General features: G+C 57.2%; 11 protein-coding genes. 4 read left to right on the top strand and 7 right to left on the bottom strand.

Translation table 11 applies throughout. The features are described from left to right. The first annotated feature begins 111 nt into the window (after positions 1 to 111). Entirely contained in the window at positions 112 to 1464 is a 1353-nt protein-coding gene (locus tag ACS0RQ_RS15725) for an MFS transporter (protein WP_334632874.1), read from the top strand. Between the two features lie 50 nt (positions 1465 to 1514). Here ACS0RQ_RS15725 and ACS0RQ_RS15720 read toward each other — a convergent pair whose 3' ends face one another. After that, complete coding sequence (locus tag ACS0RQ_RS15720; protein ID WP_271849437.1) at positions 1515 to 4268, bottom strand: winged helix-turn-helix domain-containing protein; 2754 nt, start codon at positions 4266 to 4268, stop codon at positions 1515 to 1517. A gap of 208 nt (positions 4269 to 4476) precedes the next feature. Between ACS0RQ_RS15720 and ACS0RQ_RS15715 the strand changes: the two genes are divergently transcribed. After that, complete coding sequence (locus ACS0RQ_RS15715; RefSeq protein WP_271849438.1) at positions 4477 to 5256, top strand: acetoin reductase; 780 nt, start codon at positions 4477 to 4479, stop codon at positions 5254 to 5256. Positions 5257 to 5313: 57 nt separating this feature from the next. Here ACS0RQ_RS15715 and ACS0RQ_RS15710 read toward each other — a convergent pair whose 3' ends face one another. Beyond that, complete coding sequence (locus ACS0RQ_RS15710; RefSeq protein WP_071194842.1) at positions 5314 to 5862, bottom strand: flavodoxin family protein; 549 nt, start codon at positions 5860 to 5862, stop codon at positions 5314 to 5316. Positions 5863 to 5886: 24 nt separating this feature from the next. Next, positions 5887 to 6315, bottom strand: a complete 429-nt coding sequence (locus ACS0RQ_RS15705; protein ID WP_039079350.1) for a DoxX family protein — start codon at positions 6313 to 6315, stop codon at positions 5887 to 5889. Between the two features lie 249 nt (positions 6316 to 6564). Here ACS0RQ_RS15705 and ACS0RQ_RS15700 point away from each other — a divergent pair, with 249 nt between their 5' ends. Then, the gene (locus ACS0RQ_RS15700; RefSeq protein ID WP_125124839.1) at positions 6565 to 6945 is read left to right on the top strand and encodes a winged helix-turn-helix transcriptional regulator; all 381 of its coding nucleotides are present in this window, start codon (positions 6565 to 6567) and stop codon (positions 6943 to 6945) included. A 107-nt stretch (positions 6946 to 7052) separates the two neighbouring features. Here ACS0RQ_RS15700 and dhaM read toward each other — a convergent pair whose 3' ends face one another. From dhaM to dhaK, 3 genes are read right to left on the bottom strand one after another with little or no spacing between them, the layout of a single operon-like run. Then, a complete protein-coding gene (gene dhaM / locus ACS0RQ_RS15695) occupies positions 7053 to 8468 on the bottom strand; it encodes a dihydroxyacetone kinase phosphoryl donor subunit DhaM (RefSeq protein ID WP_271849439.1) in 1416 nt (471 codons plus the stop codon). A gap of 15 nt (positions 8469 to 8483) precedes the next feature. Beyond that, positions 8484 to 9116, bottom strand: a complete 633-nt coding sequence (gene dhaL / locus ACS0RQ_RS15690) for a dihydroxyacetone kinase subunit DhaL (RefSeq protein WP_108701458.1) — start codon at positions 9114 to 9116, stop codon at positions 8484 to 8486. A gap of 10 nt (positions 9117 to 9126) precedes the next feature. Next, on the bottom strand, positions 9127 to 10197 hold the full coding sequence (gene dhaK, locus ACS0RQ_RS15685) for a dihydroxyacetone kinase subunit DhaK (RefSeq protein WP_039079346.1): 1071 nt from the start codon (positions 10195 to 10197) through the stop codon (positions 9127 to 9129). Positions 10198 to 10657: 460 nt separating this feature from the next. Here dhaK and dhaR point away from each other — a divergent pair, with 460 nt between their 5' ends. Next, positions 10658 to 12580 carry a dihydroxyacetone kinase operon transcriptional regulator DhaR gene (gene dhaR, locus ACS0RQ_RS15680; protein ID WP_271849440.1) on the top strand — a complete coding sequence of 641 codons (1923 nt, stop codon included), beginning with the start codon at positions 10658 to 10660 and terminating at the stop codon, positions 12578 to 12580. Between the two features lie 3 nt (positions 12581 to 12583). On the opposite strand, the gene ACS0RQ_RS15675 is transcribed toward dhaR, so the two are convergent. Further along, complete coding sequence (locus tag ACS0RQ_RS15675) at positions 12584 to 13336, bottom strand: alpha/beta fold hydrolase (RefSeq protein WP_334632870.1); 753 nt, start codon at positions 13334 to 13336, stop codon at positions 12584 to 12586. Positions 13337 to 13427 lie beyond the last annotated feature (91 nt).

Below are 13427 nucleotides of genomic sequence, written 5' to 3'. Positions count from 1 at the left end.
CTTTTGCTGAAAACTATGACTTTGATTGCGTCAATCAATAAGGCGTAGCCTGTATGAAGAGCAAATAATCCATGAGGATTATTCATCATTATTCAACGAACAGGAAGCCTGATGACGCACATTAATCTGACGACAACGCCACAAACATCGCGTTCTCTTCCTCTGCTGGTACCGGGCATTGCCCAGGCGCTGATTGCGCTGGATTACGCCATTGTTTACGTGGCGCTGCCCACGCTGGCGCAGGATTTAGCGCTCACGGCTGGTGAAATGCAATGGGTTGTTTCCCTCTACGGGCTCATTTTTGCCGGGCTGCTGCTGCTGGGGGGAAGCCTCTGCGATCGTCTGGGTGCCCGGCGGATATTTACCATCGGGATGGGGCTGTTTTTATTCGCGTCCGTCCTCGGTGGGCTGGCGCAGAGCGCCGCGCTGCTGTTAACCGCTCGTGCGGGTCAGGGCGTTGCGGCGGCACTCCTGCAACCGGCGGTACTGGCGCTGATGGCGCAGCGTTTTCAGGGCGAAGCTCATCGCCGGGCGCTGGCTATCTGGAGTGCGATTGGCGCGCTCGGGTTGGTGGCAGGTGTAATGCTGGGTGGGCTGCTGGCCGAGTTAAACTGGCGGGCTATCTTTTTTATCAATCTGCCACCAGGGCTGCTGGCGCTCTGGCGGGTTAGCCGGGACTTCCCGCTGTTGAGAACCGAAGGAGAGAAACAGCCTGGAGGGTTTGGGGCGCTGGCAGGCTGTGCCACCGCCGGGGCGGTCGTCTGGGCGCTGATGCGCTACGCCGAAACCGGGCAGCCTGATTTTCTGGCAAACCGTCTGGCGCTGGGCATGCTGGTGCTATTTATCGTACATGAGCGCTTTGCCGCCAGGCCGCTGTTGTCGGAACGGCTTCGCACGTTACCGGGGCTGCAAAGCGGCTGGCTCAGTAGCGCCTGCTATATGGCAAGCGTCGGTAGCCAGTTCTATGACATGACGCTGTTCTGGCAGCAGACACTGGCGCTCGGGGCGGTGGTGACCGGGCTGTTGTTTACCCCGCTGGCAGTGTTGATTGTGGCTGGCAACGGTCTCTATACCCGTCTGAGCGTACGCTTTTCCAGCGCGGGGGTGTTAACCGTTGGGTTTGCTGCTGCGGGGCTGGGGCTGTGGCTGCTGTCGACGACGCTCACTGGGCCGTTTTCGCTTGCCTTTATGCTCGGCATTGCGCTGAGTGGCCTGGGACACGGGCTGATTTATCCGGCGATGTTTGCCATCGGGCTAACGGCCACACCTGTGGCGCTACAGGGGCGGGCCAGTGCGCTAATGGTCACCACTCAGTACACCGCCGGGGCGATGATGCTGGCAATTATCACCGTGCTGTTGGGGGCGCATCCGTCACTGGAGGCGTGGCGTCTGGTGTTCCAGTGGCTGAGTGGGGCCGCGCTGGTGGGAATGTGTGTGGCATTTTGCGCTCGTCGGTCGGCGTAATCGGTGGCTAATGTGTTCTTCGCCTGTCACACAAGGCAGGCGAAAACTCGCTAACCCATTAAACCCAATTTTCTCGCCCGGTTCACCGCCTGAATACGTCCGCTCACCGCCAGCTTTTCATACAACTGTTTAAGGTGCCACTTGACGGTCTCAACCGAGATGCCAAGCGTGCGGGCGATGCCTTTATTGGAGTGTCCTTCGGCGATGAGCTGTAAGATTTGCTGCTCGCGTTCGGTCAATCGTAGCCCCTGCGTCGCGGCTTCGTGTGTCGGCAGGGGGGGAATCCCCCCGGACATCAGCATCGCCCCGGCGCTGGCGGTGACGGCGGTTAATGCTGTATCGAACTGGGACTGTTCACGCAACCGGCTGAGCAGGGCCAGTAACGCCGACCCGCCATCGAGCAGCGTGCGCTGCATGTTTTGCGCGACGGCGCGCGGGAGTGCCGGAACGCACGCCGCTATAGCCTGTTTCTCGTCACCGGCTTGCCAGAAGGCCACGGCCTGGTGGATGCGCAAGCGCGTTGCCGCCAGCCATTCACCACAGCGCTCCTGCTCATTTATCACGGGAGTCAGCATCGCCGCCGCCGTCAGCGCATCGCCTTCGGCCAGTAACAGGCGGCTTTCGCAGATCCCCCTGTGCCAGCCGACAACCCTGTTTTCCACCGCCCTCGGCTCGCTCGCCAGTTGCTGGAGTAAGGCGAACTGCCTGCGGGCATTATCTTTCTTGCCGGTATTCAGGTGGAGGGTGATTTCTTCGGCAAGCAGCGCAATGCGCGCACGCCACCAGCCGCGATCTCTACACAGTTGCCCGGCATGGCGTAAGAGTGTCATGGCCTCATCAGGTTGCGCATTCAACTGCGCCTGACGCGCAAGCACCACGTAGCACAGGCTAAGACCATCCGACGGGCAAAAATCATCAATCATGCCCAGACGCAGGTTCAGCAAACTGTTGACCCGTTCGCTGTCGCCGCGCTCCCAGGCGATTTCGGCCAGCAGCGGGGCCAGCGTGGCGCCACTACTGGAATTTTGTCCGGTATGGTGCTCCGCATGGTGCAACGCCTGGATGGCCTGGCGTTCGGCTTCCTTCAGGTCCCCCTGACGCAACTGACCGAGTGCCAGCACAAAGACCCGGTAGACCTCAACAAACAGGTTGCGGTTGGTGGCCTGGTTGCCGGAAACGTGCTGCTGCACCTCCAGCGCTCGCTGCGGGTGGGCAAGGGCGAGATGGCAATAACTGAGGATGTTGCAGACCAGTCCATCCACCCAGATATCCCCGCAGGGCACCTCATTCAGCAACGGTTCAACCAGCGGCAGACTGCCGGAAATATTATCGGCGAAGGCCTCACAAATGGCGCGCACCACGCGCTGCTTTACCCACGTTGACCGTGGAAGATGCTCTGCGCGTGTCGCCACCATCGCCTCAATGGCATCAAGCAACTGGCGGGCGTCGGTAAAGCGGCAATGGTGCGCCAGCGCCCAGGCCAGATTGAGCTGTAGTTCAATACGCGAAGGATCGGGCGTGGCGGGCAGATGGTGGATCCAGCGCACCATGGTGTCGATATCGCCTTCTTCCGCCAGCGATTGTGCCCCGGCTTCTGCGTGTCGGGCGAGCGACTTCCCGGCCGCCAGCGCATGGCGTATCGCTTCTGCCCAGAGCTGCTGGGCGGCGAACCAGTTACCCGCTCGCTCGTGAAGCTGGCGAATGTCGATGGTGGCATCCTGTTGCAGGCGTTGGGAGAGGGCATCGCGCATCAGCGGGTGGTAGCGAAACCAGAATCCCGCCTCATCCAGGGCGCTAAGAAACAGATTGTGTTGCTCAATCCAGGCGAGCATCTCTTTGCCGTTATTTAACCCCGTCACCGCATCACACAACGCCGGATGCAGACGATTCAGCAGCGAGGTCAGCATCAGGAAGTGGAGCACGCTGGCGGGCAGCGGTGCGAAAATGACCTCTTCAAGATAGCGACTGATTGAGCGCGAACCGCCACTGAGTACTCCCCCAATGCCTGGCATTGCGTCATGCCTGCGCGGAGAGAGGGCGGCAATTTTCATCCCTGCGACCCAGCCTTCTGTCAGTGTCATCAGTTGCGGGATATCGCGCGTATTAACCGGTGGCGTTACCGACCGGGCGAAGTAGGCCTGGGCTTCGGCATCGTTAAAGCGCAATTCACTGTCTTCGATTTCCGTGTACTGCTCCCAAAGTCGCAGGCGGCTGAGCACCAGAGGCAGGCGGTTGCGACTGCCGATAACCAGATGTAACGACGCGGGGGCATGGTGGAGCAGCCAGGTCAACCCATCATGGATTTCACGGCTTCGGATGCTCTGGTAATCATCAAGAATCAGATAGAGCGGGTGGGAACAGTGGTGAAACTGATTGACCAGTTCTGCCAGAAACAGTGAAAAATCGCCAGGATGCGCCCCTTCCGGGTATTGCTGGAAGGTATCGCTCCAGCCCGGATAGAGCGGGCTCAGCGCCGCCAGCAGGTAGCGCATAAAGAGTAATGGCGTGCTGTCTTCTTCTTCCAGACTGATCCAGGCCAGAGCATCGCCCTGTGCCTGACGGTGTTGGTACCACTGGGAAAGCAGCGTGGTTTTGCCAAACCCGGCAGCCGCGCAGACCAGCGTCAGGCTACCGGAGGCGGCGTTGTCCAGCCGCGTTAGAAGGCGGTCGCGTTGCAGCACGACGCCTGGGGTACGCGGCGGCGTGAGTTTTGTGAGGATCAGCGGGAGGTTGCGTGTAAATCGAAAAGGTTCTTCGTCAACATTCTCTATGGGCAGGTGACCTGTGGGGGACAAAAATGCCATACAACCGCAACCTCGTTCTGTTCTCTTTCCCCCGAGTGTACTCAAGGAGGCAGGGCGGAACCAGCGTCACACCCGGGCGACACGTCACTTCGCGTGCTCACCCCCCCCATCAGAGGGGGTAGGCCACGCCTCGGGCGGGCGGTAGTGTAAGCCCGGTCTGCTGCCGTGGCTAAGGCAGTGTTTTTTGTCAGGATGAGGTGAAGAAAGTATGGCTATCGAAAATAAAGTCGCGCTGGTAACCGGTGCCGGTCAAGGGATTGGGCGAGGCATTGCGTTGCGTCTGGCCAAAGACGGTGCAGCAATCATGCTGGTGGATATGAAGGCAGAAGCGCTGGAAGCTGTCGCCGCTGAGGTCAGAGCCTTAGGGCGCAAAGCCGCGACACTCGTGGCCGATATCTCCGATCGTGAACAGGTCTATGCGGCTATTGCCCAGACGGAACGCGAACTGGGTGGTTTTGACATCATCGTTAACAACGCCGGTATCGCGCAGGTACAACCGCTCTCCGATGTCACCCCGGAAGAGGTGGATCGCATTATGCGGATTAACGTGCAGGGTACCCTGTGGGGGATTCAGGCCGCGGCGAAAAAATTCGAAGAGCGTAAGCAGAAAGGCAAAATTATTAACGCCTGTTCTATTGCCGGCCATGACGGTTTTGCGATGTTAGGCATTTACTCGGCGACCAAATTCGCCGTCCGTGCGCTGACGCAGGCGGCGGCAAAAGAGTATGCCAGCCGTGGTATTACGGTGAATGCTTACTGTCCGGGGATTGTGGGCACCGGAATGTGGACCGAAATCGACCAGCGTTTCGCGGCGATCACAGGCGCACCGGTGGGTGAAACGTATAAGAAATATGTCGAAGGGATTGCGCTGGGACGCGCGGAAACCCCGGATGATGTGGCAAGCCTGGTCTCTTACCTGGCAGGCCCGGATTCTGACTATGTCACCGGTCAGTCGATTCTGATTGATGGCGGTATTGTTTACCGTTAAGCCCGTTTTGATATGAAAAAAGGGCAGCAGGCTGCCCTTTTTTATACGTGCGCTAAATCAGTTAAAGCGCGCGGTAATCGCCGCAACGCGTTCGCCAAATTTAGTCGCTGTGGCAAGGTCGCCAGACGGGATTTTATCCGCGCCCGCATCGGACGGAGACTGCACCAGCAGGCCCACGGAACCGCCCAGGTTGTTCAGATCTTCACGCGACGCGGCCAGCGTATTCGCCGGCGGCAAGCCAAGGCTCACCCACACACCGCCGTGCTGAGACGCCAGGGTTTGCAGGTACTGCAACGTCACCTGTTTGTCACCGTTCAGGCTGGCGCTGTTGCTGAAACCCGCAAAAATTTTATCCTGCCAGCTACGGGTAAACCACGCTTTAGAGGTGGCATCAGCGAACTTTTTAAATTGCCACGGTACGCCGCCCATATACGTCGGCGCGCCAAAAATAATCGCCTTCGCGTCGTTTAACTTTTGCCAGTCGCTTTCTGTGATTTCGCCATTTTCATTAATAGCAATCAGCTCAGCACTGGCGCCGGCAGCAACATTTTCCGCAACCAGGGAGGTGTGGCCGTAGCCAGAAAAATAGACAACAACGATACTCATAGGTAGTCCCTCAATGGTGAATGATTATTCTTTATTACCAGACAGACTGTATTTCCCGGCGCCAAGAAACATAATGCACAGGCCGCCGAGGAAATAGAGTGCTTCACTTTCAAGTCCCCATGCCCCGACTTTGGTCAGGGTAAAGAATTTATCTGTACCCACCAGCAATGTTGCCACCACAATGTTAAAGGCATAAATAAAAGCGGCAGGGCGGGTTAACCAGCCAATAATGATCAGCACGGGCGCAACAATTTCCCCGATATAAACACCCTGGGCGATAAATCCGGGTAACCCCTTTGCTTCAAGCATCGCGGAAATCCAGTCTACGCCGTGGTTCACTTTGGCAACGCCATGAAAAAGCATTAAAATGCCGAACGTTAACCGAAGCAGTAATCGGCCAAAATCAGGATGCCTGGTGTACCGGGTAAACGCTTCATCAAATTTATTCAACACGATGTCATCTCTTATTTTGTTGCACCACGGATTGCCGCGTTATTGCGCGAAAGGTGGTCAAATATTCGCAGGTTTATTTTATCGACACAGTGGGTGAGCAAGGTATGTATAAATACTTTGTCATTCAGAGTGCCTTAGTATCCAATAGATACCTGAAGCGATTTATACACATTATCTTGTGGTCATGAAAGAAGGCACCTGAAGGCCACTAAGTTTCCCTGAGGAAACCTTGTAAGAGAAACTATCGTTATGAATAAACTGCAATTACCTTACGATGTTTACGACGATCGCTGCCCGACGCGTGATGTGCTCTCAAGGCTGGCCGATAAATGGGCGCTGCTGGTTCTGGGCTGTCTGGAAAAAGAGCCGCAGCGTTTTAACAGTTTGCGACGACATATTCGCGGGATTACGCAGAAAATGTTGACGCAGACGCTGCGAAAGCTGGAGCGTGACGGGCTTATCTCGCGGAAAATTTTCCCCACGGTGCCTGTCACGGTGGAATACAGTTTGTCGCCGTTAGGCAAAACGCTGACGCACACCATGTCGTTTCTGACACTGTGGGTAGAAGACAATATGGACGCCATGCTGGCGGCCCAGGCGGCCTTTGATAAGGCCAATCCCGCCAGCTAGCAGGACATCCACAGCCTGGACGTATTGCGTGAATAATGTGACACAGTGAACACACCTGTCAGACAGGCGTTAAAAAACGACACTCCTGCCTGAGGAGTGTCGTCAGTTTATTGGGGCCGGGCAGTGTCGAGGGTAAGGACGTCACCGCTGCGCACTTTAGCCAGTGCGCTGACTTGCTGATACAGCACGGGGATCCCGGCTTCCCTGGCGATAATCGCGCTATGAGAGTGCGGGCTACCCTGCAGCAGGGCAATCCCGGCGATGTTTTTCTTCTCCAGTTGCAGCATGACGGACGGGTAGAGATCGCTTGCGATAAGAATACTCGGGCGCAGCGGCGTCGGGATGTTTTCCAGCGCCTGTGCCAGATGAAGATGTGTGCGATGCAGTAAATCTTCTATATCGATATAGCGTGCCTGCAAATAGGGATCATCCAGATGGCGATACTGGCTGCTCAGTTCCATCAGCATCTTGTGCCACGCCCATTCCGCCGTGCATTTTCGCTGGCGCAGCATCTCCCAGGCGCTATCCATCAGTTCCTGATCGTCAAGCAGGGTCTGGTGACCGGCAAAAATGGCGGCGATCTCGGGTGAAAACTTCTCTTCCGCCAGGCGAATCAGGTCGCTCAGATCGTCCAGCGTGTCCTTAACGGCACAGCGCAGACGAGCCATTTCCTCTTCCGGTGTTCGCACGGTGGCCTGGGCCAGCGGCAGTTCGACAGGGGTATAGCGCAACGCCTGGCCTTTAATCTGGACTGGAATATCTGGCGTTACCGCAGGTTGCTGCGCCGTGAGCGTTTCCCCGAAGTTTTCCTGTGCCAGCCGTTCAAAGGCCGCCAGCGCCAGCGCTGCCTGCGGACCACGGGCAATCAGGCGCAGGGTGTCGTGGCAGCGTACCTGCAAGAGGGCGATTTGGTTGATGCTGTCCGGCTTGACGCATTTCCCTTCTTTTTCCAGCAACAGCCGGGCGTTAAAACCGGCCAGCGCAGCCACCAGGCGAGATGCCGGGCGAACGTGCAGGCCGTTAGGGTTGTTCACGGTCACTGCGACGGTGAGCGCCTCTTCGTGTGTCTCATCGTCTGTTTGTGGTTGTGGGGGCGCTTCCTGCCGGGCGTCGAGACCAAGCTGAACGCGTTTTGCCTCAAGGGCGTTTTGCGCATCGGCAATCACCTTGTCAATGTCAGACCCCGTGGCGGCGCTAACCGTGGCGGCCAGGGTACCTTCCACCAGAGGCGCGGCGCACAGACGCACTTTTGCGGCAATGTCCGGGTCAAGCAGTTCCAGGGCGGTTTCCGCGCTTAACAGGGCGCTACCGATATCCATCATCACCAGCACATGATCGGTGTCAGCCACCGACTCAATGGCCTCCATGACTTTAATCGGATCGGTGCCGATCGGATTATCAGGATCGTCAATTCCAGCGGCGATGGCTAACTTGCAGCCATCTCCCGTTAACATCTGCCGGGCCAGTTCCCCGACACCCTGGCCCAGTTGGGCACTATGAGAAACAATCACCAGGTTAACCATCGCCGTTTCCTTCTTTTACGCTTTCGCGGCTGCCGCCAGCATCTGCACCATAAACATCACCGAGGTTGCGCCAGGGTCCTGATGACCAATACTGCGTTCGCCCAGATAGCTGGCGCGGCCTTTACGGGCCTGCATGGTGATGGTCGACTGAACTGCCTTTTCCGCCACCTGGCTTGCGGCCTCCAGAGCTGCGGGAATGGACAGGTTTTGCGCGATGGCCTGCTCCAGCGATTCCGCGACGGGCAGCCAGACGTCACACATGGTTTTGTCGCCGGGCTCTGCTTTACCACGGCTGATTACCCCTTCGGCGCCTTCACGGATCATCTGATGCAGCTCAACAAGCGTCAGGCTTTGATGGGCCTGGGTCGCCTGCGCGGCGCGCAGAAAAAAGGTGCCAAACAATGGACCGCTGGCACCACCGACGTTAGAGAGCAGCACCATACCGGTGTTTTTGAGAATAAAGCCGATGTCTTTGTCTGCAATGGCGGGTAGTTTTTCCACCACTTTGCTAAAGCCGCGATGCATGTTCAGGCCGTGGTCCGCATCACCAATGGCCCTGTCCAGGCCGGTGAGAAAATCACTCTCTTTGGTGAAGACTTCGCCGCAGCGGTAGAGCCAGTCAACAATTTGGTTTCTGTTCAGCGACATAAAAAATTCCTTAGTTACCCCAGGTCATGGCCGGTGTGTGGACTGGCGCATCCCACAAAGCGAGGATCTCGTCGTCGGCTTTCAGCAAGGTAATGGAGAAGCCGCCCATGTCCAGTGATGTACACCAGCTACCGACCAGGTTGCGTTCGATGACAATACCGGCTTCCTGGCAGCGAGTTTCCAGCCGGTTGTAAACGCCGTACAGCTCAGACAGCGGCGTTGCGCCCAGGTTGTTGACCATCGCAATAACGCGATCGCCGCGCTGCAGGGCCTGTTTGCTCTGTTTGACTTCCTGCCAGCTTCCGCTGGTGTGATCCCATTCGCGCAGGGTGCGGCTGTAGTTGCCATTTTCCAGCAGCACGTTAAACATCTCGTCGACAGTGGTATCAAGCGAGCTAAACGGGCGGCGGTCGATCCCCGGTTCGCCGTGGATACCCACGCCAAATTCCATCTCGTTGTCCGCAAGGGTAAACGAAGGCTGACCGGCCGCAGGAACCGTACAGGCGCTTAAGGCGATACCAATGGAGTGCCCCTGATTGTTAAGCTTACGGCCCAACTGCGCGCAGGCATCCAGTGAATCTCCGCGTTCGGCGGCGGCGCCGACCAGTTTTTCAATTAAGACGGTATTTGCCACCCCACGGCGTCCGGCGGTATAGAGACTGTCTTTCACTGCGACGTCGTCATCCACCACCACGGTTGTGACCTTCACGCCGCTGTCGTGCAGCAGTTCAGCGGCGGTTTCGAAATTGAGGATATCGCCCGTGTAGTTTTTGATGATTAACAACACGCCTTCGCCACCATCAATGTTCATGGCGCATTCGAACATTTTATCCGGCGTTGGGGAGGTGAAAATCTCGCCAGGGCAGGCACCGCTTAACATACCTTTGCCGATATAGCCGCAGTGCATCGGCTCATGACCGCTGCCGCCGCCGGATAACAGCGCCACTTTCCCGGCGACCGGGGCATCGGCACGGGTCATATACACCGGGTCCTGGTGCAGCGTCAGCTCAGGGTGCGCTTTTGCCAGGCCTGCTAATTGTTCGCTTAATACATCTTCCACACGGTTAATCAGTTTTTTCATTATTCATACTCCGCAGGAGGTGAGCCAGGCCATCCGCAGCGCGCAGGCCTGATGTTGTAGGGCATCAGCGGCGGATACCCGTCGTGCGGGGTTCCCTGGCCGATGTGCTGATTCTCCTCTGGCGAGAGAAAAAGAAAATGCCAAAAAATTGGGTTTCATAGTGAAACACCCTTGCGGATAAATGTTTCATAACGGAACGCTTTTGCCGGAGAAAGGGGGAAAATGCGAGCAATGCCCGCCTTTTTTACCCCGGTTCCGATGCAGAATATATTTTGTGCAAAAAATCAGCGAACCTGGGCAGCGATCATTGCCAGCCACTCAGTGCCACGGCCAATGCGAGGCGGATCGCATTGTGGGTCAGCGTTATTGACGCAGGTTCCATAATGGAACGTTTACGTTGATTTCTTTTTTCGGCTGTAGCGACAATAACGCTCGTTACCCGACTCAGACGGAACCGCGCATGACACAGCATCAAACGACAGAACAGGATGTCGCCACTTTCATCGCCCACTCCTGGCAGCGTTGCGAAAAGATCATGCAGCGTGACACCTGGGGCACACCGCACCAGGCACAGGGGCTGACGTTTGAGACGATCAGCCGCCGTAAAACCGGGCTGCTGACGATTGGTCAGGCGGCGCTGGAGGATGCCCTGGAATATATGGAAGGGCGGCCCTGCGCGCTGTTTATCCTTGATGAGTCTGCCTGTATTTTAAGTCGCTGTGGCCATCCCGACACGCTTGACGCGCTGTCCCGGCTCGGTTTCCTGCCGGGCAGCTACTGTGCGGAAAGCATTATTGGCAGTTGTGCGCTGTCGCTGGCGGCGATGATGGGCCAGCCGGTAAAGACGCTGGGCTGCCAGCATTTCAAACAGGCGCTGTTCCCGTGGGCCTTTTGCTCAACGCCGGTATTCGACAACCATGGCCGGCTGTCCGGGTCTATTGCGCTGTGTTGCCGGGCGGAACATGCTTCCCCGGCGGATCTGTCGCTGACGTTGGCAACGGCCAGAGAAATTGGCAACTCGCTCCTGACGGACAATTTGCTGGCGGAATCTAACCGCCATCTGAATCAGATGTACGGCCTGCTGGAGAGTATGGATGACGGAGTGATGGCCTGGAATGAGCAGGGGGTGCTGCAATTTCTCAATGTGCAGGCGGCGCGCATGCTGTTTCTCGACGCCCAGGTCAGCCAGGGGAAAAACATTAGCGATCTGGTGACATTGCCCGCGCTGCTTCGCCGGGCGATTAAACATGCCCGGGCGCTCAATCACGCAGAGGTGACGTTCGAAAGCCAGCACCAGTTTATTGATGCGGTGGTGACCCTCAAACCCATTGTCGAAGAGCAGGGGAATAGCTTTATTTTGTTGCTACACCCGGTTGAGCAGATGCGTCAGTTAATGACCAGCCAGTTGGGCAAAGTCAGCCATACCTTCGAGCAGATGCCCGCCGACGATCCGCAAACCCGCCGACTGATTCAGGCCGGTCGGCAGGCGGCGCGCGGGGCGTTTCCTGTTCTGCTGTATGGGGAAGAGGGGGTGGGTAAGGAGATGATGTCGCAGGCCATTCACAATGAGAGCGAACGCGCCGGGGGGCCGTATATCGCCGTTAACTGTCAGTTGTATGCCGACAGTGCGCTGGGGCTGGATTTTATGGGCAGCGCGGCCACGGAAAATGAGAAAGGGCGCCTCAGCCGCCTGGAACTGGCCAATGGCGGTACGCTGTTTCTGGAAAAAATCGAGTATCTGGCCCCTGAGCTGCAATCCGCGCTATTGCAGGTCATCAAGCAAGGGGTACTTACCCGGCTTGAGGCCAGGCGTCTGGTGCCGGTGGATATCAAAGTCATTGCTGCCACCACGGTCGATTTGGGGAATCTGGTGGAGCAAAACCGCTTTAGCCGTCAGCTTTATTATGCCTTGCGCGCCTTTGAGGTCGTCATCCCGCCCCTGCGGGAACGTCGCGACAGTATTCCTGCCCTGGTACAAAGCCGTCTGCGCGGGCTGGAGCGACGATTTTCCTCGCGGCTTAGGGTAGATGACGATGCGCTGGCCCGGCTGGTGGCCTACTCCTGGCCGGGGAATGATTTCGAGCTCAACAGCATTATTGAAAATATCGCGATCAGCAGCGAACAGGGCCATATTCGCCTGAGCCATCTGCCGGAGTGGTTATTTAACGAAGGGAGTGCGCCGCAGGAACCGGGCGCCAGACTGGCTGCCAATCTGACGTTTTCCGCCGTTGAAAAAGAGGCCATTATCCAGGCTGCCAGAGTGACCAACGGGCGAATACAGGAGATGTCGCAATTGCTCAATATTGGTCGTACCACCCTGTGGCGCAAGATGAAGCAGTACGACATTGACGCCAGCCAGTTTAAGCGCGCACACCTGCGCTAAGGGCTATTCGTTGGCTGCGCAAAACGCGGCCAGCGCGGTGGCAAGGGCGGGTGGGTTCTCCCACGACATATTGTGCCCGCAGTCGGCCAGTTCCACCGTGGCGATCCCCATGGCGCTCAGTTGCGTAAAATCAGCATCCGGCAGGGATTCTGCGCCAAACAGCAGGCAGATGGGCTTATTGAGTTCAACAAACATTTCAAACCACTGATTGCCGGTAATCAGGCTGGATGCGCCACGCCAGACAGCCCAGGGGGCGGCGGCCGATAAACTTCCGGTCCAGGGGTTTTTATAGTTGTTCATCATGAGCGCATAGACATGGGTAATATAAGTCTCTTCATCGACCCGACAAATCTGGCGGCTAAAAAATCCCCCATCGGGGCGGAAGTTGGGCTCCGAGACTATCAGGCCACGTAAACCGCTAAGTTGGGTTGCGGCTTCAATGGCGATACTGCCCCCCATGCTATGTCCATACAGGAAGTAATCATCGAGCTGTAAATGGGCGATCAGTTCGCAGACAACAGCGGCTTGTTCACTGATGGAGTAGCGAAATTCTTTTGGTTTCTCGCTATAACCGTAACCTGGCAGGTCAATCAGGATGGCGCGTCGGCCCTGGAAGTTTTTATCGCAGACCACGCGGGGGTACTCGTAAGAGGAGGCGCAGCCAAGGCCGTGCACAAAGACCAGCGGCACACCGTCGCCGGGTAGATCTAACCAGCGGACAACACAACCGGCCTGGGTAGAGAAAAATGCGTTCATCGGTTTTTCCTTGTGATGACGTTTTTTGCGCGCGCCGACAGCATCCACGCAACAGCATGAGACCGCTATCATTGTCCTCCGTCTAGGGTAT

This window comes from Phytobacter diazotrophicus (genome assembly GCF_052061655.1).
Lineage (GTDB): Bacteria > Pseudomonadota > Gammaproteobacteria > Enterobacterales > Enterobacteriaceae > Phytobacter > Phytobacter diazotrophicus.
This window is presented reverse-complemented; position numbering and strand designations above follow the sequence as displayed.

Bases quoted from the DNA above. Each gene is read 5' to 3' on its own strand.
- ACS0RQ_RS15725 (WP_334632874.1), top strand. From the start codon at position 112: ATGACGCACATTAATCTGACGACAACGCCACAAACATCGCGTTCTCTT.
- ACS0RQ_RS15720 (WP_271849437.1), bottom strand. From the start codon at position 4,268: ATGGCATTTTTGTCCCCCACAGGTCACCTGCCCATAGAGAATGTTGAC.
- ACS0RQ_RS15715 (WP_271849438.1), top strand. From the start codon at position 4,477: ATGGCTATCGAAAATAAAGTCGCGCTGGTAACCGGTGCCGGTCAAGGG.
- ACS0RQ_RS15710 (WP_071194842.1), bottom strand. From the start codon at position 5,862: ATGAGTATCGTTGTTGTCTATTTTTCTGGCTACGGCCACACCTCCCTG.
- ACS0RQ_RS15700 (WP_125124839.1), top strand. From the start codon at position 6,565: ATGAATAAACTGCAATTACCTTACGATGTTTACGACGATCGCTGCCCG.
- dhaM (WP_271849439.1), bottom strand. From the start codon at position 8,468: ATGGTTAACCTGGTGATTGTTTCTCATAGTGCCCAACTGGGCCAGGGT.
- dhaL (WP_108701458.1), bottom strand. From the start codon at position 9,116: ATGTCGCTGAACAGAAACCAAATTGTTGACTGGCTCTACCGCTGCGGC.
- dhaK (WP_039079346.1), bottom strand. From the start codon at position 10,197: ATGAAAAAACTGATTAACCGTGTGGAAGATGTATTAAGCGAACAATTA.
- dhaR (WP_271849440.1), top strand. From the start codon at position 10,658: ATGACACAGCATCAAACGACAGAACAGGATGTCGCCACTTTCATCGCC.
- ACS0RQ_RS15675 (WP_334632870.1), bottom strand. From the start codon at position 13,336: ATGAACGCATTTTTCTCTACCCAGGCCGGTTGTGTTGTCCGCTGGTTA.